This is a genomic window from Sphingobacterium athyrii (assembly GCF_003071065.1).
GTDB classification, from domain to species: Bacteria; Bacteroidota; Bacteroidia; order Sphingobacteriales; family Sphingobacteriaceae; genus Sphingobacterium; species Sphingobacterium athyrii.
Genome location: NZ_QCXX01000009.1, coordinates 212323 through 237148 on the forward strand (window position 1 = coordinate 212323; position 24826 = coordinate 237148).

General features: G+C 38.6%; 26 protein-coding genes. 15 read left to right on the top strand and 11 right to left on the bottom strand.

Annotated elements, in window-relative coordinates:
• Positions 1 to 4: 4 nt before the first annotated feature.
• The 4 genes from DCO56_RS25710 to DCO56_RS25725 all read left to right on the top strand — a co-directional run bounded on the left by DCO56_RS25710 (position 5) and on the right by DCO56_RS25725 (position 7855).
• Positions 5 to 1399 (top strand): SusD/RagB family nutrient-binding outer membrane lipoprotein, encoded by a 1395-nt coding sequence (locus tag DCO56_RS25710; RefSeq protein ID WP_108636552.1) that lies wholly within the window; start codon positions 5 to 7, stop codon positions 1397 to 1399.
• A gap of 391 nt (positions 1400 to 1790) precedes the next feature.
• Positions 1791 to 4742: a SusC/RagA family TonB-linked outer membrane protein gene (locus DCO56_RS25715; RefSeq protein WP_108636553.1), complete on the top strand. Its 2952-nt coding sequence runs from the start codon at positions 1791 to 1793 to the stop codon at positions 4740 to 4742.
• Between the two features lie 11 nt (positions 4743 to 4753).
• Complete coding sequence (locus tag DCO56_RS25720) at positions 4754 to 6238, top strand: RagB/SusD family nutrient uptake outer membrane protein (RefSeq protein WP_108636554.1); 1485 nt, start codon at positions 4754 to 4756, stop codon at positions 6236 to 6238.
• Positions 6239 to 6619: 381 nt separating this feature from the next.
• Positions 6620 to 7855 (top strand): porin, encoded by a 1236-nt coding sequence (locus DCO56_RS25725; RefSeq protein WP_108636555.1) that lies wholly within the window; start codon positions 6620 to 6622, stop codon positions 7853 to 7855.
• Positions 7856 to 7937: 82 nt separating this feature from the next.
• On the opposite strand, the gene DCO56_RS25730 is transcribed toward DCO56_RS25725, so the two are convergent.
• The 8 genes from DCO56_RS25730 to DCO56_RS25765 form a co-directional block, all read right to left on the bottom strand.
• On the bottom strand, positions 7938 to 8507 hold the full coding sequence (locus DCO56_RS25730) for a Crp/Fnr family transcriptional regulator (RefSeq protein WP_108636556.1): 570 nt from the start codon (positions 8505 to 8507) through the stop codon (positions 7938 to 7940).
• 9 nt (positions 8508 to 8516) lie between these two features.
• Entirely contained in the window at positions 8517 to 9791 is a 1275-nt protein-coding gene (locus tag DCO56_RS25735) for an adenylosuccinate synthase (RefSeq protein ID WP_108636557.1), read from the bottom strand.
• A gap of 125 nt (positions 9792 to 9916) precedes the next feature.
• The gene (locus tag DCO56_RS25740; protein ID WP_108636558.1) at positions 9917 to 10498 is read right to left on the bottom strand and encodes an NAD(P)H-dependent oxidoreductase; all 582 of its coding nucleotides are present in this window, start codon (positions 10496 to 10498) and stop codon (positions 9917 to 9919) included.
• Positions 10499 to 10557: 59 nt separating this feature from the next.
• Positions 10558 to 11124, bottom strand: coding sequence for a Crp/Fnr family transcriptional regulator (locus DCO56_RS25745; protein ID WP_108636559.1), 567 nt, complete (start codon positions 11122 to 11124; stop codon positions 10558 to 10560).
• Positions 11125 to 11163: 39 nt separating this feature from the next.
• On the bottom strand, positions 11164 to 11631 hold the full coding sequence (locus tag DCO56_RS25750) for a DinB family protein (protein ID WP_108636560.1): 468 nt from the start codon (positions 11629 to 11631) through the stop codon (positions 11164 to 11166).
• A gap of 184 nt (positions 11632 to 11815) precedes the next feature.
• The gene (locus DCO56_RS25755; RefSeq protein WP_108636561.1) at positions 11816 to 12553 is read right to left on the bottom strand and encodes a metallophosphoesterase family protein; all 738 of its coding nucleotides are present in this window, start codon (positions 12551 to 12553) and stop codon (positions 11816 to 11818) included.
• Between the two features lie 203 nt (positions 12554 to 12756).
• Complete coding sequence (locus DCO56_RS25760; RefSeq protein WP_108636562.1) at positions 12757 to 13518, bottom strand: SDR family NAD(P)-dependent oxidoreductase; 762 nt, start codon at positions 13516 to 13518, stop codon at positions 12757 to 12759.
• Between the two features lie 93 nt (positions 13519 to 13611).
• On the bottom strand, positions 13612 to 14526 hold the full coding sequence (locus DCO56_RS25765; RefSeq protein WP_108636563.1) for a helix-turn-helix domain-containing protein: 915 nt from the start codon (positions 14524 to 14526) through the stop codon (positions 13612 to 13614).
• A gap of 179 nt (positions 14527 to 14705) precedes the next feature.
• Here DCO56_RS25765 and DCO56_RS25770 point away from each other — a divergent pair, with 179 nt between their 5' ends.
• The 5 genes from DCO56_RS25770 (at position 14706) to DCO56_RS25790 (ending at position 17126) form a co-directional block, all read left to right on the top strand.
• The gene (locus DCO56_RS25770; protein WP_108636564.1) at positions 14706 to 15131 is read left to right on the top strand and encodes an organic hydroperoxide resistance protein; all 426 of its coding nucleotides are present in this window, start codon (positions 14706 to 14708) and stop codon (positions 15129 to 15131) included.
• A 3-nt stretch (positions 15132 to 15134) separates the two neighbouring features.
• Positions 15135 to 15503: a DUF1304 domain-containing protein gene (locus DCO56_RS25775; RefSeq protein ID WP_108636565.1), complete on the top strand. Its 369-nt coding sequence runs from the start codon at positions 15135 to 15137 to the stop codon at positions 15501 to 15503.
• A 12-nt stretch (positions 15504 to 15515) separates the two neighbouring features.
• On the top strand, positions 15516 to 16151 hold the full coding sequence (locus DCO56_RS25780) for a nitroreductase family protein (protein WP_108636566.1): 636 nt from the start codon (positions 15516 to 15518) through the stop codon (positions 16149 to 16151).
• 46 nt (positions 16152 to 16197) lie between these two features.
• Positions 16198 to 16629 (top strand): MarR family winged helix-turn-helix transcriptional regulator, encoded by a 432-nt coding sequence (locus tag DCO56_RS25785; RefSeq protein WP_108636567.1) that lies wholly within the window; start codon positions 16198 to 16200, stop codon positions 16627 to 16629.
• 68 nt (positions 16630 to 16697) lie between these two features.
• Positions 16698 to 17126: a hypothetical protein gene (locus DCO56_RS25790; protein WP_108636568.1), complete on the top strand. Its 429-nt coding sequence runs from the start codon at positions 16698 to 16700 to the stop codon at positions 17124 to 17126.
• Positions 17127 to 17149: 23 nt separating this feature from the next.
• Here the strand turns inward: DCO56_RS25790 and nudK are convergent, their stop codons facing one another.
• Entirely contained in the window at positions 17150 to 17731 is a 582-nt protein-coding gene (nudK, locus tag DCO56_RS25795) for a GDP-mannose pyrophosphatase NudK (RefSeq protein WP_108636569.1), read from the bottom strand.
• A gap of 300 nt (positions 17732 to 18031) precedes the next feature.
• Here nudK and DCO56_RS25800 point away from each other — a divergent pair, with 300 nt between their 5' ends.
• A complete protein-coding gene (locus DCO56_RS25800; protein WP_108636659.1) occupies positions 18032 to 18790 on the top strand; it encodes a helix-turn-helix domain-containing protein in 759 nt (252 codons plus the stop codon).
• Positions 18791 to 18817: 27 nt separating this feature from the next.
• Positions 18818 to 19981, top strand: a complete 1164-nt coding sequence (locus DCO56_RS25805; protein ID WP_245935919.1) for an FAD-dependent oxidoreductase — start codon at positions 18818 to 18820, stop codon at positions 19979 to 19981.
• A 68-nt stretch (positions 19982 to 20049) separates the two neighbouring features.
• Here the strand turns inward: DCO56_RS25805 and DCO56_RS25810 are convergent, their stop codons facing one another.
• The gene (locus tag DCO56_RS25810) at positions 20050 to 20925 is read right to left on the bottom strand and encodes an SIR2 family protein (protein ID WP_108636660.1); all 876 of its coding nucleotides are present in this window, start codon (positions 20923 to 20925) and stop codon (positions 20050 to 20052) included.
• 642 nt (positions 20926 to 21567) lie between these two features.
• On the opposite strand from DCO56_RS25810, the gene DCO56_RS25815 reads away from it, so the two are divergent.
• The 3 genes from DCO56_RS25815 to DCO56_RS25825 are packed head-to-tail and all read left to right on the top strand — an operon-like array spanning position 21568 to position 22889.
• Positions 21568 to 22062, top strand: coding sequence for an N-acetylmuramoyl-L-alanine amidase (locus DCO56_RS25815; RefSeq protein WP_108636571.1), 495 nt, complete (start codon positions 21568 to 21570; stop codon positions 22060 to 22062).
• Positions 22049 to 22426 carry a hypothetical protein gene (locus DCO56_RS25820; RefSeq protein WP_108636572.1) on the top strand — a complete coding sequence of 126 codons (378 nt, stop codon included), beginning with the start codon at positions 22049 to 22051 and terminating at the stop codon, positions 22424 to 22426. Before DCO56_RS25815 ends, DCO56_RS25820 begins: the two co-directional genes overlap by 14 nt.
• Positions 22383 to 22889, top strand: coding sequence for a hypothetical protein (locus tag DCO56_RS25825; RefSeq protein WP_146191139.1), 507 nt, complete (start codon positions 22383 to 22385; stop codon positions 22887 to 22889). The genes DCO56_RS25820 and DCO56_RS25825 overlap by 44 nt, the downstream gene beginning before the upstream one ends.
• A 79-nt stretch (positions 22890 to 22968) precedes the next feature.
• Here the strand turns inward: DCO56_RS25825 and DCO56_RS25830 are convergent, their stop codons facing one another.
• A complete protein-coding gene (locus tag DCO56_RS25830; protein WP_108636574.1) occupies positions 22969 to 23592 on the bottom strand; it encodes a hypothetical protein in 624 nt (207 codons plus the stop codon).
• 357 nt (positions 23593 to 23949) lie between these two features.
• Here DCO56_RS25830 and DCO56_RS25835 point away from each other — a divergent pair, with 357 nt between their 5' ends.
• Complete coding sequence (locus DCO56_RS25835) at positions 23950 to 24756, top strand: hypothetical protein (RefSeq protein WP_108636575.1); 807 nt, start codon at positions 23950 to 23952, stop codon at positions 24754 to 24756.
• The last annotated feature ends 70 nt before the right edge of the window (positions 24757 to 24826 follow it).

The window sequence follows — 24826 nt, forward strand, 5'->3', positions numbered from 1 at the left end:
TAATATGAAAGCAAATTTTAAATTTTTATATATTCTATGTCTCACAGTCTTCGTGGGCTGTAAGACTGGAGATGATCTGTATTTAAGTCCCAATGATCCCGCTGAGGCGAACCTTGCCACTATGTTAACAGCATTAGAGGTGAATACATTTGCGAATGTAGAGGGTGAGTTGTCTAGAATCAGTAGTATTTTGGTACAGCATTCTGCTGGTATAGATGCCCAATATAATGATATTCAAAATTATCGGATTACCGAAGGTGATTTTGATAATTCTTGGGAAGGACTATATACTGGAACAATGTATAATGCGAAATTGTTAATAGATAAAGCAGGAGCTGAAAGCCCTCATTATGCAGGAATTGGCAAGGTATTAATGGCTATTAATCTTGCTATAGCTACAGATTTATGGGGTGATGTGCCTTACTCTGAGGCTTTTAAATTTGATGAAGGAATAAGAGCGCCGAAGTTGGATACCCAAGCAGATATTTATAAATCTATCGACAATTTGTTGGGAGAGGCTATTGCTGATTTCCAAGCGTCAGAAGATGATAATTTATTCTTACCAACAGGAGATGATGTAATGCTTGGTGGAGATGTGAAAAGATGGGAAAAAGCTGCTTATACATTGAGAGCTAGGTATTTACATCGTACTTCCTCTAAGGTTTCGGGTACTGAGGCCAAAGTCTTAGAATACCTTTCTAAGGGTATTTCCTCAAATGCTGAGAATCTAGAGGCTATCCACTCCGCCGAAGGTGGTGCATTAAATCAATGGGGGGCTTTCAGTAAGTCTCGTGGTGGATATTTAGGAGCTAATAAGTTATTTGTAGATAGGATGCTATCAAAAAATGATCCGCGCTTAAGTTATTTATTGTCAAAAACTGAAGAAGGCGTGTATGCTGGGGGAGATATCAAGGATGCAGATATCTCATCAAGTATTTCTGGACTTGGTATATTCTTTGGGATAGATCCAAAAGATCCGGAGCTACCATTATTGGCTGCAAATTATCCTATTGTTACTTATTATGAAGCAAAGTTTATCGAAGCTGAAGTAAAGAAGAAGCAAGGTGCTGATGCAACCACTATATTAAACGATGCAATTAAAGCAAATGTACAGTATGTATCTGCAGGAGAGCAAAATGGTGCTTCAGTTGCGAATTATTCTGCTGCAACATTACAAGATATTATGATGGAGAAATGGGTGGCGATGTATAATCAATCCATTGAGGCTTATAATGATTATAGAAGGACTGGCATACCCGCTTTGGTATCTCGTCCAGAGGCAGTGGGTGCAGAGTTATCTTATACTCCAAAAAGATATCCTTTTCCAAAAACAACAACGTTATATAATCCAAACGCCAAGTTAATCCCAATGGATGTACCAGTTTGGTGGGGAATGTAAGGTTGCAAAATTATTTCTTTTATAAAAGTTCTAAGGGCTGTATCAAAAAAGTTGATACAGCCTTTTATATTTCTATTTTATTCTATATCAATAAATTAAGTATTATTTTCTTTACATTGTATTCTTTTTTTGAAATTTAAGGAAAGTAATTTACTGATTATTAGGTGTTTGTTATTTTTTCTTTAGCTTAATGTTACGATAAAATTATGCATGCATTGCAAATATTAAAAAAAGTTATAAATTTGTATTTAACATTTTTTAACAGTCAGGCTCCCTCACTTGAAAAAAATGTACAACTAACTAGCATATATGAATTATGGAAAAGTTTTAACAATACTAGCCACATTATTATAAAAAAGATAAACATACTTAATTAAACTAACATAAACATATGAAACACAAATTACTCAGTTTTTTACTGGGTGGTGCTATTTTAACGTCGGTAGCATTTGCCCAAGAAAGGAAAATTACAGGAAGAGTTGTATCTACTTCAGGACAAGCTGTATCTGATGCAACAGTTGTTGTTCAGGGCTCTAATGTTGCTACAAAAACCGATGCGAATGGTAATTACTCAATCTCCGTATCTAAAGGGGGAAAAGTCGTTTTTAGATCGATAGGATTTGAGGACCAAATTGTAACGATTAGCGACCAGGCTACTTTATCCGTTACTTTAAGTTCTTCAAATTCCGCGCTGGATGAGGTTGTTGTTGTAGGTTACGGTTCCGCTCGTAAGGTTGGTTCCGTCGTAGGGGCACTTACAAAAGTTAGTGGAAAAGACATAGGCGGTAAACCTACTGCAAATGCTTTAGAAGCCCTTCAAGGAAAAGTTCCCGGATTACAGGTGTTTACCTCAAATGGAGAGCCATCAACAACACAGTCTATTCGTCTTGATGGTGTAGGTTCGCTAAGCGGAGGCAATACTCCTTTATATGTAATGGACGGAATCCCAATTGGAAGTGGATCTATAGTTTCTATGAACCCAGAGGACTTTGAAAGTGTTACAGTATTAAAAGATGCTTCTGCAACTTCAATTTATGGAGCTAGGGCAGCAAATGGTGTAATTTATATTACTACAAAAAAAGGGAAAGCGGGCGATAGGGCAACAATTACTGCGCGCGCGCAGTATGGATGGAGTAATTTGGCTAATAGAAAACCACAAGAGAGATTCATGACCAGAGCTGAACTTCAAGGCTTGTGGTTGGAAACTGGATATAGAACTCAAGCACAGATTGATGAAATCAATAGAACATATCCTAATGATTTTAAATGGGATGAATATTATTATAAAAAAAATGTACCAATTAAACAATATGACCTAAATATATCTGGAGGGTCAGAGAAAACCCAATATTATATTTCAGCTGGTTATATAGATCAAGAAGGGGTGATGTACCGTTCTAATTTTGATCGTATAACATTAAGAAGTAATATTACTTCTAAAATTAATAACTGGACTACAGTGGGCTTAAATTTGGGAGGAGGGTATGATCGCAGACAAACAAACGGCTGGGGCGCCAATAGTACGAACGGTGGTTTATCTATGTTTGTTCTTCCTTGGTTTTCTCCTTATGATGCAGAAGGAAATGAATATTATGATAAAGCTATTCCGGGATGGGGTAGGTATAATCCTAAATATTTGGCTGATATGAATCCAAGTCCGTCAGGTAATCAACAATTTAACCCTACGGCATTTATCGAAGTAAAGCCTCTATCTGGATTGACACTCCGTTCTCAAGCTGGTATGGATTATTATAATAGTCGAACTTCAATTAGAAGACTACCATCATATGACGGAGCGAAAGGTAAAGGTACTGCTACAGAGGAATATTCACAGGGAGTTTATAGAACTATCACAAATACAGTCGAATATAAAAATATTTTCAAAGATGTACATGAATTTATTGTTTTAGGTGGTCAAGAATATTCTGATTATAGGCAAGATGATTTTTCTGGCTCTTCGGGAGGATTGACAGATGATAGATTAATCCTACTTTCCAATGGGACTATTGATAAAGATGTTAAACAATCTATAGATGAATATGCTTTTCAATCATATTTTGGAAGAATTTCATATAATTTCGATCAGAAATACTTTGTTGATGCTACCGTTCGTAGGGACGAATCGTCTCGTTTCGGTAAAAATCTTAAAGGGGCTAATTTTTGGTCAGTGGGAGCAATGTGGAATGCTAAGAAAGAGACATTCTTACAAAATGTAGAATGGGTGAATGATTTAAGAATGCGTTTAAGTACTGGATCTCAGGGAAATTCGGGGCTTGGTAACTATGATGCGTTAGCTACTGTAGGTACAAATACATATGACAATGCTGTCGGCTGGGGAATATCGACACCTGGAAATCCGAACCTGTCTTGGGAGAAACAACTTAAAACAACCTTCGGAGTTTCAGCAAATCTTTTTGGTCGAATTACTCTGGATGCAGATTATTTCCATCGGACAACAAGTAGTTTATTAATGAGTGTACCTTACCCTTATACTTCAGGTTTTGCAGAGGTGCGATCTAATGCTGGAAATCTTGTCAACAATGGATTTAATTTAGGGCTAAGTGCGCAAATATTTAAGTCTGAAGATTACTATTTGACACCTTATATAAACTTTGGGATCGTTAACCAAAAAGTTACGGAGATATTTCAGGGTAAGGATTATTGGGTAGTGCCTAATACCGGGGTGAGCTGGGCTGTGGGGAAACCTGTTGAGTTTTTCTACCCAGTACAGGCGGGCGTTAACCCTGATAATGGCTTAATGCAATGGTATTTACCAGGTGATAATATTTCACAGTCAACACAAGATCCTAATCGAGTTACCACCATTTTTAATTCAACAGCTCTTCAGCAAAGTACTGGCATTAAGAGATATCCCCCATTCAATGGTGGATTTGGTTTTGCTTCAGGCTACAAAGGGATCTATTTAAATGTTGACTTCGCATTTTCTAAAGGGAAGTATTTAATAAACAATGATAGATATTTCTTCGAAAATCCTTACAACTTTGCGGGAAATAATCAGTGGAGAGATGTTTTGGATTATTGGAAGAAACCAGGTGATATCACTAAGTTTCCAAAATATGGACAAGTCAATCAGTTTGATTCTGGTTTAATTGAAGATGCTTCGTTTTTGCGAATGAAAGGCTTAACAATTGGCTATAACTTACCAAAAAGTGTTTTTAGGGGACAAAACTTTTTTAGAAGTGCGAGAGTTTTCTATACGGGGAGGAATCTTTTAACGTTCACTAATTACTCTGGTCCAGATCCAGAAGTTGATTCGAATCTGACATATGGAGCAAATCCAAATACAAAACAATCGGTTATTGGACTTGAATTACAATTTTAATTAGAGAAAAAATGAAAAATTTTAAAAATATATTAGGCATCATTTTATTAGGAACAGTAGTTCAATCTTGTAATATTGATAAATTTCCCCAAGATAAGATTGAATTAAGCCAATCATTTCAAACTGTTGAGGATGCTAAAAATTGGGATAATGCTACTTTTAGTTTTTTTAGAAGCCGTTCTTATGGTATCTATTCTCAGGTGACTGATGTGCAGGCCGATCAATTAAATGCTGTTCAAGACTTTGGGAATGTCTATGGTGATGAGCATCGTTGGACAAATTTTCTTTCAGACAATTATTCAATCAGAGATATTTACAGAAATTACTATTCTGGAATCAATAATTTAAATACAGCAATTAAAGGCTATTCTACAATTGTGCCGAAAAATGATGCTGAAAAGACCCTTTTAAATCAGTATATAGGTGACGCTCATTTCGCTAGAGCATACTATTATTTAAATTTGACATTACGTTTTGCAAAGGCTTATAATGCGAGTTCTGCGGAGAGCGATTTAGCCGTTCCACTAGTATTAGTACCGGATTTAGAGGCAAAACCAGCTCGCGCTACTGTAGACGCTGTTTATAAACAAATCTTGTCGGATATAGCGATAGCAAAAACTAATTTGATGAGTCAAAAAGGAAAACTTGCAGCTACAAGATTCACAATTGATGCAGTAATCGCGCTGGAGGCTCGCGTAAAATTGTATATGAGTGATTGGGGTGGGGCGGCTAATGCTGCAGTACAGTTAATTAAAGAAGGAAAATATCCGTTAACAACTACACAAGAAGCTTTTAGAAAGCTATGGATTGATGATAGTGGCGACGAAGTAATCTTCCAGCCTGTTGTCTCAAGACCGAATGAATTGCCCAATACTATTTCAACAACTTATGGTTATAGTGCAGCAAATAAAGATTATCGACCTGGTTTTATGCCTTCTCTATGGGTGATCAACAGTTTTAGTAATGCTGACTTCAGGAAATCGGTATATTTTAAAGAGGTTACTGTTGGTGGTCAGTCGCTAGACAAACCGCAAAAGGGTATTGTCGTAAATAAGTTTGCTGGATCACTTGTTACAGGCTTAAATATAGATCTGACCACAAACTATGTAACACCTAAAGTCTTTCGTATAGCGGAAATGTATTTGGTCGCCGCCGAATCTTACTTTAAAGCTGGTAATGAGTTCGAGGCCTTGAAATATCTAAATGAGTTAAGAATCGCAAGAGGGCTCACTGCAGTTTCTTCATCAGGTAATTCGTTATTTAAAGACATTAAAGATGAAAGGACGAAAGAACTAATATTTGAAGGGTTCAGACTTGATGATTTGAAACGTTGGGGAGAGGGCTTTCAACGAAGAGATCCTCAATTGCCATTCGCTAGAACAGGTGCGGAATATGCTGACAAGAAAGTGGAAGCAAATAATCTTAAGTTTGTTTGGGGGCTCCCAGCAAATGATGTTACTATAAATCCAAATATTGTTCAAAACCCTGGATGGTAAACCGCTAAATTATAAGACTAACAAAGGCCTCCTAACTAGGGGCCTTTGTTAGTTTTAAACAAAATGTTTTGCTATTTAAATAGAAATGGTTAGTACAAATAGAGTGCAACCAAAATATAATCTCTATCTATTATTACCAAATCATTAATTTTATGTATACAAATTAATAGTCTAACAATTTATTAATACTAACTTAACATTGAGAATCTATTTTTACGGCATTGAAATAAGAGGGCTTATAATATTTAATAAGAACCTATAATCCTCTTAAGATTCATTCATTATATTAGAGATTATTATAATACCAATGAACCATCTGAACGTAAAACTGTTTATACGGATAAGTTCTGATGATATCCATTGCTACAAAAAAGTTATTCAATGAAAAAAGCACTTTTACTCGCAACTCTGATCGGTCCAGCAGTAGCCATGGCGCAAAATAACAATGCGCCTTCAAGTTATGATCCACATGATATCAAAATCACTGGATACCTTCAGACACAGTTTCAAAAGGCTCAATCACCAGGAATAACTTCGTTCTCCGGTGGTGATTTCTCCAAGAATTCCGACAACCGTTTTATGATCCGACGTGGCCGCCTTAAGATCGACCGCGTGGATACTTATTCCAGTATTGTATTTCAGCTCGATGCGACCCAAGACGGGGTTCAATTAATGGATGCTTTTATCCAACTGCGACATCCTAGCCAAAAAGGCCTGAGCCTGACCGCCGGTCTCTTCAACAGACCCTTTGGCTATTCAATCGTTTACTCGTCTGGCTATCGCGATTTCCCGGAACGTGCACGTGTTTTTCAAACTATCATGCCGCGTGAGCGTGATCTTGGTGGGATGGTCAGCTACCACCCCGGAGGTAAAGTGAAATTCTTGAACTTAGACTTGGCACTGGTTAATGGAAGTGGGCACTCGGCCAAAGACTATGATTCCAAGAAGGATCTGATTGGAAACTTGGCTTTTAAATTCGATAGCCTTGCGGATAAAAGATTGCATCTTGGATTTGGCGGTTCATTCTATAAAGGTTCTGTCCGTAACGATACCAAAACATATTACACGGCCATTGCGGACGGTTATACAGCGCATACCAGTGATGATAATGAGGGAAAAGGGATTGGCAGAAATTACTATGGTGCAAACTTACAGGTTGAACTCGACAATAGCTTTGGGAAATCCAGCTTCAAGACAGAATATGTGGCCGGCGACCAGCCCGGTGTTGCAGGAGGGGCGGATATCAAAGGCCCGTATGCAAGCAGAAGTTTTACGACACAGCCAGCCACGGATTTATACCAACGAAAATTTAACGGTTATTACCTTTGGGTTACACAGGAAATCGCAAAAACAGGTGTGACAGCTTTGTTAGCTTACGATGTGTATGACCCTAATACAAAGGCAAGCGGAATGACCATTGGAATGCCAGATAATTTTACCGCTGACGGTGATGTCAAATTCAGTACGCTAGGTTATGGTGTTGCTTATCAGATTAGTAATCGCTTGAAACTTACCGTCTACAATGAACATGTGACCAATGAAAAAACGAGTTTGACCAATTTTTCTGATGATCTGAAAGACAACGTTTTTACAACCCGATTGCTATATAGATGGTAGGGTAAATGAGACGCAATTTGAGACCTAGTTTTGTTATAGCTCGCCCGATTCATTGGGGACGACCATCCCGATATGAATAGTCTCATATGATATTTTTTCGGATGCGGCTCAATGAAGATGCAGTAATACCTAAATACGAAGCCAACATGGCGAGAGGAACACGGTTTGCCAGTCCGGGGTAAAGTTTTAGAAACAGCAAATAGCGTTCGCTAGCGTCGAGATTCATCATGGTATTTGCTGTTTTTAATTTGCTTTCAATCACAAATCCGTATAGCTTAGCCATTAAAAGGGGCCAGATTTTGATCTCTTTTTCTAACAGTAAAAAATTATGGATAGTAAGACTCCATAACTGTGCATCTGTTACGGATTCAATATAGTCATTGGATGGCGTACGGTCCAAAAAACTTTGAAAATCCCCAATAAAGCGACCTTCGTAGATAAAGTAGCGTGTAAAATCGTCACCTTTATTATTATAATAAAGGGAACGAAATACACCGCTTTCAATAAAGGCTATACGATCGGTAACCTTGCCACAGGTAACGAAATAGGTTGCTTTTGGAATGTGCTTCTTCTCAAAGGCTTGCCTGATTAGTCCTTCCTCCCGCTGATCAAGCTGACCAAATTTTCGGATATATGCTAAAAGCTGCTCCATATGTTCGTATTAATTACCTAAGATAATTAATTCTTCTCGTTGCGGACCAGTGGAGAGGTATTTTACCGGGATCTTTAATTCCTCTTCCAAAAAGGAGATAAATAGTTTCAGTTCTTTCGGAACTTGTGCTTGCTGGTTGATTTTGCTGAATGGGATATCCCATCCGTCTAGGAATTTCCAGACAGGTCGTGCGGAATCATCAACAGATGTTGGTGCGGTTAAGTCTCTTGTCTCACTATTTATTTCATAGGCTGTGCAAATTGGCACTTCGGACATACCACTTAAGATGTCAGCCTTTGTTAATACAAGATCGGTCACGCCGTTTAACATAATGGCATATTTTAATGCGGGAAGGTCTAGCCAGCCAACTCTTCGCGGCCGCTTGGTATTGGATCCGAATTCGCCTCCTTTTTCACGCAGTTCATCGGCAAGGGATCCCGTTATTTCCGTTGGAAACAGACCGTTTCCGACACGTGTGCAATAGGCTTTGGTAACACCATAAATCTTATCAATAAGCTTGGGGGATACGCCTAAACTCACACATGCTGCGGATGCGATGGTATTTGAAGAAGTTACATAAGGGTAGCTACCATGATCGATGTCCAATAAAGTAGCCTGAGCTCCTTCGGCCAATACTTTTTTATTGTTGCTGAGTGCTTCATTGATGATAATTTCTGTATCGGCAATCTGTATTTTTTTTAAAAAATTGCATGCTTCCAGAAAATCGTCATATAATTCCTGCATCATCGGCATATCCTGTCCTAGTGCTTGTAGATCAAGGTACTGCCTAGTTAAGATTTGAAGTACCTCTGCTTCGAAATTGTTGGAGAATATGTCTCCAACACGTACATTTTGTCGAAGTATTTTATTGGAATAGGTCGGTGCAATTCCATTTTTAGTTGTTCCGATAGTACGGTATTGTGGCGATTCTTCGAAATACATATCCCAGTACTTATATGTTGGTAATACTAGGTGGGCCTTCGCTGATAAGAGAATTCGGTGGATTAAATCGGCATCAGACAGAGCGGCTTGAAGCTGTTCCACTTCTGCCCGGAATGCCAGGGGATCGATAACTACTCCGGTACCGATAATATTTTTGATGTGGGGATAAAAGATTCCTGAGGGTAGTAATTTCAGCGTAATCCGTTTATCGTTGTGATAAATGCTATGTCCAGCGTTTGCACCGCCATTAAACCGTGCGATGATGTCATAATCACGACTGATCAGATCAATGATTTTTCCTTTCCCTTCGTCTCCCCACTGGAGTCCAATTAAAATATCCATATTGCTGTTGTTGAATTTATGGAACAAAGCTAGGACATAGCGGAACGGGCACAATTGCCATTTGGCAAAAAAACAGGTGCTGGTGTTTATTTCTTGAAAAATTGCCCGACGAAACGATGTGAGTTTTATCCTTGTTTTTGCCCGAGCTGTTTGATTTTTTGCAGCCACTTATGCCGCTTTGTTGCTTCCGAAGTCTTTATAATTCCAAGGTATGTCACTTTTACAGGCGATATACCACAAAATAGTAAAGTCGAATTTTTGAGTTGATTGACACTCGGCCTGCCATAGATAAGGGCATAATACCAACTCGGTTGATCTAACGTGGTGATAATTCGGGCGGATTTTCCTTTGAGCAATTTGTCCCAAAAAAGAGAGTTTTCACGGTATTGGAACGCAAGACCGGGCAGAAAGAGCCTATCAATAAAACCTTTCATCATAGCCGGAAGACCGCCCCACCAAACGGGATGTACCCAAACTAGATGATCTGCCCATTGGATATCTTCCCAGGCCCGCAGGAGATCCGGTTCAAGTTCAGTTCGTCTCTGGTAACCAAACTGGAGATTGGGATTAAAATTCAGATCCGCGATATTGATGGAACGTACTTCTGCACCCGATGCTTCAGCACCTTCTTTATACGCTGCGGCAATACCAAAATTGAAAGATTCGCTATTCGGGTGACCGTTGATGACAAGTATTTTCTTCTTCATGTTATTCTTCTGATAACACAAAGTTAGCCGCACTCATTCCAGATTTATAGGACAAATGTCTAAAAAGTGATTTCATTGCGAATTCTGCTCAAATGGCGTTGTGTGATGCCCAGATAGGAAGCTAAATACTGTAGTGGTATTTGCTGGACAAATTCGGGTTGATCTCGCAGTAAGACCGTATAGCGTTGTAGGGCTGTTTCTTTCTGCAATTGGAAGATGCGTTTTTCGAGTTCCAGATATTGTTGTTCAGCGATCATTTTGAGGTACTTTGTCCAGACTAGACTTTCTGCGGCGAGTTTGTCAATAGCGCTCTTTTTGATGACCCATAATTCGGCGGGAGAGAGCGCCTGCATGGTTTCAACACTTGGTCCACCAGTGATAAAAGAAGAGTAGGCCGCGATTAGGCTGTTGGGAAATCGGAAACAATAGGTGACCTCTTCTGCGCTTGAGGTACTGTAATACGAACGAAAGATTCCGGATACAATGAAGGCGACCTCATTACAGGGTTGGTTTTCTTTGACAAAAAAATCGTTCTTGTTCAGCTTTTTATATTCAAAAAGCTGAACGATCTGGGTAATTTCTTCCTGATCAAAAAGACCCAAAGACTGAAAGTAAGCTGCTATCATAACAATCAAACTTAGCTAAATTTCTCTTTGATAAAGTGCTTATTGTGCAATCAATTCTTTAATCAATACAATTTGCCCAAGATGATAATAACTATGCTCAATCACTCCTTCGATATTCCTAAGATAGGAACCATACTTCTCATCAAAAAAAGGTTTTTCAAAAACTTCGACATCAAGTTGCTCGATTTTCTCTATGAAGCACGCTGCATTTTTTACAAAATCTTGTATGAGTTTATCCCAATCATCCTTGCAAGTTATTTCAGGTAAGTCAAAACTATATTTATCACTAATTTCCAGTTTTCCCGTTTCAAACGCAGTAAGCAGTCCCCTTAAATAATAATTGATATGATAAGTGAGCGCAGCAATTGTATTTAACTCGTTGATCTGCTGGATAGCCTGTTGCCAACTTATATCCGAGAGTTGTTCCTTATAGTTGGTATTTGCAATCCAATGACCGTTTAGTAAAACTTCTCTGAGCCGATTCGCTATAAAGATATTTCTGTTCATAATGTATTATGTAGTTTATAGATCAGTTTATTCCCCGCTAAATTACATACAATTTCCTTATTCTTCATCTTGGATTAATCTCTTGTTAATAAGACTTTTGTTCTTTTGCTCAAAGTCATTGTTACCAAAAGATCATGTTTGCACTAACCGGAAATGAACCCGATTTTGAAGTTTTTTTTGCTAACTACTTATCTTTGGCGCGTAAAAAATCCCCATAGAAATCAGGAATATTGCTGTGATAAATAGCCTCAGCGACTTCTTCGACCGGATAATCTACTTTAACTATGGTCGTATCTATTCCTTCCTCCGTCAGCGTAACTAATACATAGGAAGCCTTTTTGTCTTTTTCCTTGCTTCGTCCGACAGAACCGCAATTGACAAACAGCACTTCTTCGGCCCGCTGGACGTAGGCCTGATGGGTATGACCCATGACCAGGACATCAATACCTCTTCTGTGCAAATCAACTAACAAGTCTCCTTTAGGGGTGGATTCATGAACATATTCATCATTACTATGAAGACTTGCATGTACGAGGAGAATTTTTCTAAAACGATCACCTACCTGAAACGTTAATTCGAGGTTGTAAGGTAATGTGGATAGCCACTTTTTATGCGAAGAGGAAATCTCCTTTTTACTGAGGTTAATGGCAATTTCACGATTTGCGGTCTCTACCGCATCATGGTGTGGCAAGGGGATAATAGGCTCGTCAAAAGCAATTCTTTGATCATGATTTCCTAGTAAACAGGGAATGTTTTTTTCCTGGATTCGATCAATAACTTCATTGCCCCAGGGTGCGAAGTCGACCAGGTCACCCAAACAGTAGATCTGTGTTGCCCCGCTCTTTTTTATGTCTGCCAGTACTTCGTCCAATGCCACTATATTGGCATGTATATCACTTATTATTGCGAGCTGTATCTTCATTTATTCTACAAACTTAACAATTTGATAGGCGAATTTATGATTATAGATTGTTGTTTTAGGGAGAAAATGAAATAAACATTAAATTCATTGATGCGATGACAAATAATAGCATGAAAAATCATTCGCGCTATATTTTTAAAATAAGCATATGTCCGGTACAGTCTATTGACTGGACATATGCTTGCTGAGGAGCAGCTTGGCTATTAAAGGTTCATTCCTCCGGACACCTCGATGCGTTGGCCGTTGATCCATCTGGCTTCTTCAGTACAGAGGAAAGCAACAACACCGCCGATATCGTCAGGCACACCGGCACGTCCTAAAGCTGTTACACTTGCGATATGTGCATTTGTATCCTTGTTATCACGTACATGTCCGCCACCAAAATCTGTTTCAATAGCTCCCGGAGCGACTACATTTGCCGCAATGCCACGAGGTCCCAACTCCTTGGCTAGGTATCTTGTCAGAACTTCGACCGCACCTTTCATCGAACCGTAAGCGGAAGAGCCCGGAAAAGCGAAACGGGCAAGACCCGACGATATATTAATAATACGTCCGCCGTCGTTTATAAAAGGAAGCGCTTTCTGGGTTAGAAAAAAGACGCCTTTATAATGGATATTGTATACTGCGTCAAATTGCTCCTCTGTCGTGTCCATGAAAGGGGCATATAATGCCGTACCTGCATTGTTGATCAAAAAATCAAAATTCGACTGACCCGTTTGTTCTTTTAGATGATCGGTTATTTGCGCTATAAACTGATCAAAGGATTTGGTGTTACCCGCATCGAATTGAAATGCAGCGGCATGCTGCCCTAAGGCCTGAATGGTAGACACCACATGATCTGCTTCTTCTTTGTTGCTATGGTAAGTCAGTAAGACATCGATTCCTTTTTTAGCAAGATTAATTGCCATGTTTCTTCCCAACCCTCGGCTTCCGCCAGTTACTAAAGCGATTTTATTTTTAGCCATTTTTATTTTGTTTTAAAATTTAATAGTACAAATTTCGCTTTTAAAGTATCCGATGCGTTTGTGAAAAGCAAATGAATATTTGCGAAATTCAAATTATAATGGCTTAGAACGGAAATTGTTTGGGGAAAGCTTGGTCTGCTTTTTAAAGAAATTAGAAAAATGCGCTATTTCTTCAAAACCGAGCGAGTAGGCAATCTCGGAAATATTCCAGTCTGTTTGTTTGAGAAGAATTTTTGCCTCCTGTGTGATTCTGGCACTAATTACCTGGGTGGTTGTTTTACCTGTATTGTCTTTCAGAAGTTTATTCAGATGGTTTACATGCACCGCAAGGCGTTCGGCAAAATCATTTGCTGTTCGTAGCTGCAAACGCTGCATTGGAGATTCTACGGGGAACTGTCTTTCCAATAGCTCAATGAAAAGTGAGGTAATTCTAGTGGCAGCGTTATGGGATGGGTTGCTGATGCTTTTCGGTTGTAGTTTCTGTCCATAATGAATAATTTCGAGAACATAGTTCCGTAAAAGATCATATTTATACGCATAATCGGAAGATAGCTCCTTATTCATTTTTTCGAAAATGTGTTCAATCTCAATACGTTGCTCAGGGGAGATCTGAAAAACGGGAAGTCCCCCCGGCTGAAAGATAGGCAGATCATCCAATATAACGCCACTTTTATTTCGTGCTAAAAAATCATCGGTAAAAACGCAAAAATAACCTTGTTGCCGCTCGTCCTTGGGTATCCAATGATAGGGGACCTTGGGTGTCGCAAATACCAAAGCAGACTCTTCTATTTCAATCACTTTATCTGCATATTCAGCGGTGTTCTTTCCCGTGATTAAGCTGATTTTATAATAGGTCCGTTTATTGTAAGGCATGATGGGTTTTTCTTTCAATGTGACAGCAAGTTCTGCATAGCTAAATACATTAAAATGCCCGATCTCCCGTGCTATTTCCTTAGATATCGTTGCGTTGATTTCATGGTAGAACTGTTCAATTGAGGTTGTTTCCATATTGATTAAATTTGCAAGAATCAAATTTAGATTTTTTTATTCATTAACTCAAAATATCCCCGATCTATCGATTTGGATTGCAGCCAATTTTCATTTTAATGTCAATAGTGCAATTATATTTTGCACAATATAATTTTTCAATCTACATTTGTAGTGTTGAAACAAAAACAAAATAAAATATGAAAACGTTATACACAATAGGCGCTACCGCCAAAGGCGGCCGAAACGGTCAGGTAAAAAGTGAAAATGGTGTATTGGACCTCGAGGTTCGGATGCCGAAGGGTCTTGGTGGTGCAAATGATAATTATGCAAATCCAGAGATGCTTTTTGCGGCCGGCTATGCTGCCTGCTTTGACAGTGCTTTGAATTTAGTAATTCGACAAGAAAAGATACAAACAGGTGAGACAACCGTTACCGCCGTGGTGAGCATCGGTCAATTGGAGAATGGTGGTTTTGGACTTGCTGCAGAGTTGCATGCGAATATCCCTGCGGTTAGCTTGGACATAGCGCAGCAGCTGATTGAGAAAGCGCATCAGGTATGTCCGTATTCCAATGCGACCAGAGGTAATATCGAAGTAAAGTTAACAGTATCAAATAACGAATAATATATGGATCATATAGCCACTGTGCTTACGCTACTTGTACTGGTAGAACATCTTTACATTGTGTGGATGGAAATGTTTGCATGGGAGACTGCAGGACGGCGTAGTTTCGGGAAATCGCTTCCCGATGCACTGTTTAAACCCACAAAAGGACTGGCCGCAAATCAAGGCTTATATAATGGCTTTTTGGTCGCTGGTTTGGCCTGGTCGTTTTTTATCAGCGATCCGGACTGGAGCGATAATGTTCGCCTATTCTTTTTGGGTTGTGTCCTTGTCGCGGGTATTTTCGGCGGTTTTACAGCAGGTAAGAAGATATTCTTTGTACAGGGAATTCCTGCATTGTTGGCGATATTATCCGTTCTTTTTTCAAAATAAATAAACAATTAAATGTCATTAATTACAGACTTACAATGGAGACACGCTGTGAAAGCGTATGATCCAACAAAAAAGGTTTCACAAGAAAATATAGATAAGATATTGGAGGCAGCACGCTTTGCGCCAACATCTTCGGGGCTACAACCATTTAAAGTATTGGTGGTCGAAAATCAGGCTTTGAAAGATGAACTGGCAAAAGGGGCCTTAAATCCTGACTGTATGCGAGAATGTTCTCACGTGCTGGTTTTTGCGGCCTGGGATAAATATACAGAAGAGCGCATTGATAAAGTATATGATTTCACAACAGATGAGAGGGAGTTGCCGCGGGGCCGCTTCGGATCTTATACAGATAAATTGAAATCCATTTATCTAAATGAGGCCGCAGAGCATAATTTTGCCCATACTGCCCGACAAACTTATATCGCATTGGGTTTAGCCTTGGCACAAGCAGCCGAATTGCGGGTAGATAGTACTCCGGCGGAGGGCTTTGATAATAAAGTTGTGGATGAGGTGCTGCAGTTGGATAAACTTGGACTGAAAAGTGTATCGTTAATGTATGTCGGTGTTGCTGACGCTTCTCGCGACTGGATCTCTACCATGAAAAAAGTGAGAATGCCAAAATCAGAATTTGTCGTCGAATATAAATAGGACATTCCTTATTCTTCAGACTTTAAGAAAACAATATCTTTGTAAAATGGATGACTTATTAAAATTGGACAAACAGTTGTGTTTTTCCGTATATGTTTTGCATCGGGAGATCATGCAACGTTATCGTGCTATTTTAGAAGAGGTAGATTTGACTTATCCACAATATATTACGATGATGGCGTTATGGGAAAATGACGAACAAACCGTAAACCAGCTTGGGGAAAAGTTGTTTTTGGATAACGGAACCCTTACACCTTTACTGAAACGGCTGGAAGGCAAGTCATTGCTCACCCGTACCCGAAGCAAAACAGATGAACGGGTAGTGAGGATACAGTTAACTACACAAGGAGCGGAACTGAAAGAAAAAGCGAGTTGCATTCCTATGCAGATCTTTGAAGCCTTAAAGCTGGATTATAGCGATATGCAGCAACTTAAAGCGTTAGCCGATAAAATCGTGACGAACGTGGGTAATAGCTAATATTTTAATGTTAGATTTACGAATTGTATTTTAGCTAAATCAATGGCTAGTCAAATTTTATCAGAAGAATGCGTTTAATTGCAGTTGCGGGTTGTTTTATTTTATTGGTACTACTATTTACAGGTTGCCAGGAAAAGAGAAGGGATGCAGAACTATCGAAGTACGTTGCTTATAGTAACCGCGATAGTGCGCAACTTGAACTTAATCTCTTTGAAAGCCGCTTTCATGGGAAATTACGGTTTTATCGCCCGGGTGGTGAGATTGATTCCGGAGAGATTCAGGGGAATATCAAAAAAGATACGCTGGCTGGTGATTATTACTATATTCCCTTTGGCTGGGGGCAGAAAAAAAGAAGACCCTTTGTTTTGCTTAAGAAAGGGTCTCAATATATTTTAGGAACGGGTACCGAACAGGTATATATGGGAATACCACATTATATACCATCAACGATCAGTTTTCAACAGGCTAAGTATGTTTTTACAGCATCTGCCTATTGAGATCTTCGGCTGAAAGGATATCGCTACAAAATATTGTTCAACCTAATATATTGCAGCAGCATGATGGTCTTACCATCTTTGATTTCACCGCTTTCGATCATAGCTAAAGCATCTTGAATATTTAGCTCTAGTATCTCTATATTCTCTTCTTCTTCCTCTAATCCACCACCATCACCGATCTTCATGCCGTTTGTATATTCCGCAATAAAGAAATGTAGAATTTCGGTGACCGAACCGGGCGACATATACGCTTCAAATATCTTTTTTGCTTCCTTGATCTGATAACCTGTTTCTTCTTCTGTTTCCCGACGGATACAATCCTGTGGCGAATCTTGATCCAATAAACCAGCACAGGCTTCGATTAACATTCCAGATTCATTTCCGTTGATATAGGTTGGAATTCTAAATTGTCTGGTCAAAATAACAGTTTGGTATTCTTTATTATATAGCAGTATTACGGCACCATTTCCACGATCATAGGCTTCGCGGCTTTGCTGTTGTACTGTTCCGTCTGGTTTTGTATATTGATAAGTGACTTTTTTTAAGGTATACCAATTATTGGATAAAATTTCTGTTTTTACAATTTCAATGTCTTTGATTGCCATTTTTAGCGTGTTAAGGTCAAGCTATAAAAGTAAGTAATACGTTCCATATAAAATAGGAAAAAGATAGTTCTGCCTGAACCGTTTTAAGACAATAGTGACCTGTCCATATTTTAAGAATAGAGTTATTTTAGGCCGCGAAAATTTATTCCGTAAAGCCTGTAGGAATCGGTAATCTACTTCTGTGTTAATAAAAGAATTGATCCCCCGATGTTGTGAGATTTAATTTTTAAATTTAACAAAGGATAAAAATGCCCTGAATCAATGGATGGGCACGGCATAATATACAAGTGGAATAATATAATGGAAGAAGGGCTATATTACAAGATTATTAAACCTGATGACCCGCTTTCTCATTTTGTAGATAGTTTTTGGTGTCTAAATAATCACTCAGGTGAGATAAAAGAAACGATAGGCCTACCGGATGGACGGGTGGATCTGTTTCTTTTTTGTTCTCCGGCAGATGGTTTCCGGATTCTATTGCTCGGCCTGGGTACACAGCCGCATGAGCAGGCGTCAATTCCAGTGGATTGCGTAATGTTTTGCATTAGTTTAAAGTTACTTGCAGTAGAATATATTTTACATGAGCGCATAGCTGATATTATAAATTCCGGTAAATTATTGAAGGAAGATTTTTGGGGTTTTGGTGAACAGGATCTACAAGATTTTGATCGGTTTGTTGAAAAATCTACCCAATTGTTGCTGTCAATTTTACCAACAGCTATCGATGAGCGTAAACAGAAATTATTTGATCTTATATACAAAAGTAAAGGCTCTATTCCAGTTTCTGAGCTTTCAGAAAAAGTCTGCTGGACAAGTCGACAGATCAATCGTTATTTTAATCAGTGGTTTGGATTATCCCTAAAAGCGTATTCCAACATTTTACGTTTTCGGGCTTCTTTAGATCACATTGTACAGGGCAAGCTTTTTCCTGAGGAGCATTTCTTTGATCAGAATCATTTTATCAAAGAAATCAAGAAATTCGCAGGAGTGGCTCCTAAGGAATTGCTAAAAAATAAAAATGACCGATTTATACTATTATCTTCCCTGACATCAAAATAGTTTTGTCTTAAATATTTTAAGAACACTATGATGTTAATTGAAAACAAAAAAATTGCCATCGTTGGCGGTGGAATGGGTGGTTTGACCCTAGGCCGATTATTACAGATGCGCGGGGCGAATGTACAGGTTTATGAACGCGATATTGACCGCGGGGTACGTGTGCAAGGATCTACACTGGATCTTCATGAAGGAACAGGTCTTGAAGCGATAACACGCGCCGGACTTATTGACGAATTTTATAAATATCATCGTCCGACAGCTAGTAAGCTACGTATCGTGGATAAGAAACTCCATGTTAAATTTGACGATCATGACCATATCACTGCAGTCGCCGAAAACCGACCAGAAATTGATCGCGCTCCACTACGTGATATCTTATTGAATTCGCTGAATACAGATACTGTGGTCTGGGACCGTCATTTTGTTTCAATGGAAAAAAAGGGAGAAGGCTGGAAATTACAATTTAAAAATGGACAAACGGCTTATGCGGATCTCGTTATTGCCGCTGATGGTGCAAATTCTAAAATACGTCCTTATCTCAATGCGCCCAATCCAATTTATTCGGGAATTACATTGGTCGAGGGAAATATTTATGATGCGCAAAAAAATGCGCCTAAATTATTTGAATTTACAAAAGGAGGGAAGGTGATGGCTTTTGGCGATGAACAATTTATTGGGTATGGAACGAAAGGAGATGGATCCATCATGTTTGTTGCCAGTACAAAAGCGCCCGAACATGTTTTTAACGAGCAGCTTAATGATGCTAATCTTAAACAACAGGTTTCCAATTGGCTAAATGTTAATTTTTCGGGCTGGGGAGGAGGCTGGGAGGAGTTTTTTGCTAACGAAAATGTGTGTTTTATACCTCGGCCGCAGTACTATTTTCCGCTCGATCAAAGTTGGATTACGCAGTCTAATCTCACCATGATTGGCGATGCTGCACACCGTATGCCGCCTTTTGCGGGAGAGGGCGCAAATGTTGCCATGCAAGATGCATTTGAACTTGCGGCATGTCTGACGGAAGGCAATTTTGAAAGTTTAGAACTTGCACTTTCCTATTTTGAAAAACAGATGATCCGACGTGGGGCGGAAGCGACAAAGGATACATTGGAAAATAGTGACAGAATGCATTCGGCAACCGCTTTGCAACAGATGTTGGACTTTTTTGGTGAAACCGAGAGTGGAAAATAGAAAAAAGAAATTAATGCTTCGAAAGAATTATCAAGTCTGCTTTTTATGAAATTTGTTGGTGGTCAGCTTTATTGATAACGTTTATTGATCTCTTTCAATATCTTTTTATAATACTTTGTTTTGTCCGATTCGTCAATAACTACTATCTCCACATCATTAGCTTTGAGCAATTGCATTTTGTCCACAGCGATTTGATGCCATTTTTTTGTGGTATAGTAAAATAGCTTATTTTGAATAAAGTCGCTTTTTCTATAAAACTTGTTTCGTGCACGATAGGTCAATAGCCACCAAAGATCGATTTCTACAAAATCCAGTGAGAGCCCCAAGATGTGAATATCTTGCGTAAAGAACAGATCTATCCAAGATTGTAACCGCAGGTCATTTTTTTGCTTTAATCTTTTTATTAAAGAGGCCTTAAATACCGTGTCCGAAGTATAATTAGTGCCATTGACAACATAATCTCTCATTTTTTGGAGCTGCCCGCAATAATGTTCATAGCCGAGATTGATGGAGCTTGGATTGTCACAGTCGCCATGAATATGCCAAAATGTTTTATCTGCTGTTTCATGCCGACGAAAAACACTGTATGTTGTTTCTCTGACGAGACTTGTATTCAGCTTTGAAGCTGATCCTTCTAAGCTGAATTCATAATTTGTTGTAATGATATTTTTGGTCGGAAGGGATCGGATCAATTGGTGTATTTCATTTTGCTTTATTTGGGAGACGCTGTCCGAGATATAGGTTTTAAGTTCCCTCTCATTAAGCTGCTGCATCTTAATTGCATTTAAAAAAATCTCCTCATATAACATCGGGAAAGGTTTTTGCCCATTTTCCAATCCCGCCAGCTGATATTTTGCTTTAATATTGGTCAATAAATCGCTCCAACTGATTCCGGGAGAAATATTATTGATATCATTTCCAACTAAAAGACTGAATTTATCCATTTGCATTAATTCTTATTGAAAATTTTTTGTTCTATTAAATTGTTTCGCGCATATTTTGATTTATGATAGTATGAATTCTACCATGAAAATTATTGACCGGTCTCTAATTTAATAAAAAAGAATGAAGGAGGTCAAGCGGATCTTTACACTTTCTTTTGTTTAGGGTGGCTAACAAGGAATCTCAAATTTTTGCTTTACTTTCGGGAGCTCATCTATTTATCGGAAATCGAATTTCGAAAACGGTGGGGCTGATGAAAAAGGCTAGGCGAACCGATTTCCTAGCCTTCACGGTATAACTCATCCTATGCTATAACGATCAAATAACAAAAGAGTAGCAGAAATGTTTTTATCCGGTCAAGGATTGATGATTTCCGGTCAATGGTCTCACATCAGTCCGATGTGGCTTTTGTTTTTTACATCAGGAATTAAAAAAAAGTCATCCTTTCACTGATATTCGGTAGTTGTTTCATACCGCTTATATACGTGTAACATTTCATTTTTCAGGTGCTATCGAGAGGTAAATTTGTATAGAAATACGAGCTGCAGTATACATTGCCAGCTTTTATTGAATAAAACTAAATCCGGATTTTAATAAAAAGAAGCGCTGAAAATAGAAATAAATCATCAATAATATAAGAAGACATGGATATTGAAAAAAATCAATTGGTAGGAGCTTCCTATCAAGAGACATCTAATAAAGGCAGTGTTATCAGCCCTATTTTTATCATTATGCATTATGATGGTGCATCTAATGCCACTAGTGCGATTCATTGGATGTTGGATCCCAAGAGCAGGGTTTCGGCCCATGTACATATCAGCCGGGACGGTATAGTGACACAATTGGCACCGTTCAATATTAAATGCTGGCATGCGGGACGGAGTTCATGGGCGGGTTTGAAAGATCTGAACAATTATAGCATTGGGATCGAGCTGCAAAATAAAGGAAATGAAGTTTATACGGAGAAGCAGATTACCGCGGCAATTGAAGTCTGTGAGGCAATCGTTGCCCATTATCCGATTCAGGAAATTTTAGGGCACAGTGATATTGCTCCGGGAAGAAAAGAGGATCCGGGAAAACAGTTCCCATGGATAAAGTTTAAATCACTCATAAAAAAGAATTACTATGGAAATACTTGAGATTTTAGAAAAATTGATTATCCCTATCGTTACGGCTATCGGTGGTTACCTTGTTGGACGGCCTAAACAGCAGGCGGAAGTGGAAGCAACAAATGTGGAGAATGCCGGTAAAGTCATTGACAAATGGGAAGGTTACGCAAACCGGCTCGAAAAAGACATTGAACATTTAAGAGCAATTATTGAGGACCTCAATGAGGGACTCAGGCTTGCCAATGACGATCGCATGGCCTGTTCAAAGACCCTGGCGGAGTTACAGGTGAAATATGATGATCTGATGAAGCTTTATAATGAATTGCAGATTGAGTTAAAAAGAGTGAAAAATGAAAAATATACTTGTATTGACCGTAATGCTACTACTCGTTAGTAGCTGCGGTCTATTTAAAAAAACAGTAAAGACAAGTGAATCTCATATGCTTGAGGCAAGGGGAGAAGCGATGGAATTGTCAAAAATAGATTCCGGTAGCAATCATTTGGACGTTGGGCAATCCTATGTCCGAATTCTGAAACAATCTGAAGATCTTATGCAGATCGAGGGTGAGGAAATTGAGATCAGTCCGGATGGAATTGTACGGATAGGTAAAGGGAGGGTCAATAAAAAACTGACGCTTCATGCGGATAGCGGCAATGTATTCCGGAAGTATATTTCCGGACATAGTCAGCAGGTCATTGAAAATGTACTGCGCAAAGATGAAAAATTAAAGTTAGCGGAAAGAAAGACAAGACGAACGGAACGACCAATGGTAACAAGTATGCTATTTTTTATTACTGGGCTACTTGTCCTGGCAAGCCTTATGATCTGGTGGCTGCGAAGAAAAATCCGACGATAAGGTTGAAGATTATTATACCGATCAAAGAAAGTGTTGAGCTCACTAACTGATGATCGGTATAATTTCTGGGAAAATCATCTTATTTAGCATTGAAACGTTTATGAATGAAATAGTAATTTGCCGCCTGTTTGATATCTTTCCTAAAATCACTATATAGGTCAAATTGGTTACATGCACAGATAATAGATTTTTGTAAGGTATCACTATTAATCTTTAAATACGGTCCAAGTTCCTTGTATATTGTGCTCTTTACTTTAGTTTTTAAGTTGTCTAATTTTTCTGGCTGAAAAATACGCAAGACCACCGCGATTGCTTTGTAGCGATGTTGAATATCTTTATAATTGATATATTCACCCATGATCTGTTGTGTGGATATTCCCATAAATTCACAATAACAATCGATGACTTGACTGATTTTGGAAAGATCGGGTTCATAAATTTTGTCAATTGATCTCAATATTTCCGGATGATTTTCTTTTAAGAAGCTCAAAATGAAAGAGTAATATAATGTGTTCATGCGTTGGGAATTGGCCTTGTTATTTCGTTGTATTTTTGCAACAGTTAATTCTTGTTGTGGAAATAGAACTGACATAAGCTCCATTTCCTGTGCTTGTTTTGAAATAATATTCTGATTTCTGATATCGTCCCGGTTTAATCCGACTGATCCGCCTAGCTGTGCATGCGTTGTGATGAAGCGTTCCATATTTATGTTCCTTTAATTATATGCCTATTTTTCTCTATTTTTTGTTAGTCGTTAATCGAAGCCATTAGTGGGGCATTGCCGTCTAATAAATTTCTCGGATATAATCTACCGATGTAAACTTGATGTTAAACAAAGTTAAACAAAATTGTTAATCATTCAAGGGTTTTGAATTTTATTTTGTACAATTTTTTATGTTTTGTTAGTGTTGTTAAACTTATTTGTTTAATTATAAATATCTTATAATCAGTGTTTAGTGTGTTTTATTTGTTTATTTATTTGTTTAGGTTTAATATCTTGTGTAACTTAGCGTCAGATTGTTATGAATTAGTGTAACATTTATTCTTATCCTATAAAAACATGGAAACTTATCCAGATAATAATTTTGAGGTTTTGCGCTTGGAGATGGGGATTACCAATCGGGAATTCGCGGGTTTATTGGGCGTGCGTGAGCAGGTATATTCCCGGATTAAGAAAGGGGAATATCCAATTGGACTTACCATGAAAACACGGATTCAAAATGCCTTTCCACGAGTTCAATACGACTGGCTGCTGTATGGGAAGGGAGAACGAAACAAACCGGATATATTCGTTGAGTCTGATCCAGTTTTGATGGCCAATGTCAGGAATGGAAGATCAATTGGATATTTTTCCAATGATGTTATGTTTATTGATGAAAATAAGAACAATATATTCTTTGAGGTATCACCCGGACGATATCTAATGCAGACCAAGCTGGTTACCGAGAAGGCAAAAGCCGGTTATCTCTCGGGTTTTTCTGATGCTGAATACATGGACGATTTGCCAGCGCATTTTATTACTGTAAATGAATTTCACAAGGGAGCTTACCGTTCTTTTGAAGTCAGTGGTGATAGTATGACCGACGGAACTGACGCCAGTGTTCTTGATGGTGATATTGTCACTGGACGTTTGATTAAACGTGAGCTATGGCAATCGAAATTCCATACCCATAAATATAGATATTGGGTCATCGTCCATCGATACGAAGGAGTAATCATTAAAGAAATTGCACATCACGATGTCACGAATGGAATTCTTACACTCCGTTCACTCAATTCGGACAAAACTATATATCCGGATTTTGATGTCAGTTTGGATGATGTAGATCAGATCTTCAATGTTGTTGATATCAGCCGCTCACTTTAGGATCAGGTTTAATCGGCTCATCTCTCTTGTATATACCCGTTCGTGATCAGTCCACTACTTTCTCACGGAT

Excerpts from the sequence above, each read along its gene's own strand:
- DCO56_RS25710 (WP_108636552.1), top strand. The coding sequence starts at position 5 with ATGAAAGCAAATTTTAAATTTTTATATATTCTATGTCTCACAGTCTTC.
- DCO56_RS25715 (WP_108636553.1), top strand. The coding sequence starts at position 1,791 with ATGAAACACAAATTACTCAGTTTTTTACTGGGTGGTGCTATTTTAACG.
- DCO56_RS25720 (WP_108636554.1), top strand. The coding sequence starts at position 4,754 with ATGAAAAATTTTAAAAATATATTAGGCATCATTTTATTAGGAACAGTA.
- DCO56_RS25725 (WP_108636555.1), top strand. The coding sequence starts at position 6,620 with ATGAAAAAAGCACTTTTACTCGCAACTCTGATCGGTCCAGCAGTAGCC.
- DCO56_RS25730 (WP_108636556.1), bottom strand. The coding sequence starts at position 8,507 with ATGGAGCAGCTTTTAGCATATATCCGAAAATTTGGTCAGCTTGATCAG.
- DCO56_RS25735 (WP_108636557.1), bottom strand. The coding sequence starts at position 9,791 with ATGGATATTTTAATTGGACTCCAGTGGGGAGACGAAGGGAAAGGAAAA.
- DCO56_RS25740 (WP_108636558.1), bottom strand. The coding sequence starts at position 10,498 with ATGAAGAAGAAAATACTTGTCATCAACGGTCACCCGAATAGCGAATCT.
- DCO56_RS25745 (WP_108636559.1), bottom strand. The coding sequence starts at position 11,124 with ATGATAGCAGCTTACTTTCAGTCTTTGGGTCTTTTTGATCAGGAAGAA.
- DCO56_RS25750 (WP_108636560.1), bottom strand. The coding sequence starts at position 11,631 with ATGAACAGAAATATCTTTATAGCGAATCGGCTCAGAGAAGTTTTACTA.
- DCO56_RS25755 (WP_108636561.1), bottom strand. The coding sequence starts at position 12,553 with ATGAAGATACAGCTCGCAATAATAAGTGATATACATGCCAATATAGTG.
- DCO56_RS25760 (WP_108636562.1), bottom strand. The coding sequence starts at position 13,518 with ATGGCTAAAAATAAAATCGCTTTAGTAACTGGCGGAAGCCGAGGGTTG.
- DCO56_RS25765 (WP_108636563.1), bottom strand. The coding sequence starts at position 14,526 with ATGGAAACAACCTCAATTGAACAGTTCTACCATGAAATCAACGCAACG.
- DCO56_RS25770 (WP_108636564.1), top strand. The coding sequence starts at position 14,706 with ATGAAAACGTTATACACAATAGGCGCTACCGCCAAAGGCGGCCGAAAC.
- DCO56_RS25775 (WP_108636565.1), top strand. The coding sequence starts at position 15,135 with ATGGATCATATAGCCACTGTGCTTACGCTACTTGTACTGGTAGAACAT.
- DCO56_RS25780 (WP_108636566.1), top strand. The coding sequence starts at position 15,516 with ATGTCATTAATTACAGACTTACAATGGAGACACGCTGTGAAAGCGTAT.
- DCO56_RS25785 (WP_108636567.1), top strand. The coding sequence starts at position 16,198 with ATGGATGACTTATTAAAATTGGACAAACAGTTGTGTTTTTCCGTATAT.
- DCO56_RS25790 (WP_108636568.1), top strand. The coding sequence starts at position 16,698 with ATGCGTTTAATTGCAGTTGCGGGTTGTTTTATTTTATTGGTACTACTA.
- nudK (WP_108636569.1), bottom strand. The coding sequence starts at position 17,731 with ATGGCAATCAAAGACATTGAAATTGTAAAAACAGAAATTTTATCCAAT.
- DCO56_RS25800 (WP_108636659.1), top strand. The coding sequence starts at position 18,032 with ATGGAAGAAGGGCTATATTACAAGATTATTAAACCTGATGACCCGCTT.
- DCO56_RS25805 (WP_245935919.1), top strand. The coding sequence starts at position 18,818 with ATGATGTTAATTGAAAACAAAAAAATTGCCATCGTTGGCGGTGGAATG.
- DCO56_RS25810 (WP_108636660.1), bottom strand. The coding sequence starts at position 20,925 with ATGGATAAATTCAGTCTTTTAGTTGGAAATGATATCAATAATATTTCT.
- DCO56_RS25815 (WP_108636571.1), top strand. The coding sequence starts at position 21,568 with ATGGATATTGAAAAAAATCAATTGGTAGGAGCTTCCTATCAAGAGACA.
- DCO56_RS25820 (WP_108636572.1), top strand. The coding sequence starts at position 22,049 with ATGGAAATACTTGAGATTTTAGAAAAATTGATTATCCCTATCGTTACG.
- DCO56_RS25825 (WP_146191139.1), top strand. The coding sequence starts at position 22,383 with ATGAAAAATATACTTGTATTGACCGTAATGCTACTACTCGTTAGTAGC.
- DCO56_RS25830 (WP_108636574.1), bottom strand. The coding sequence starts at position 23,592 with ATGGAACGCTTCATCACAACGCATGCACAGCTAGGCGGATCAGTCGGA.
- DCO56_RS25835 (WP_108636575.1), top strand. The coding sequence starts at position 23,950 with ATGGAAACTTATCCAGATAATAATTTTGAGGTTTTGCGCTTGGAGATG.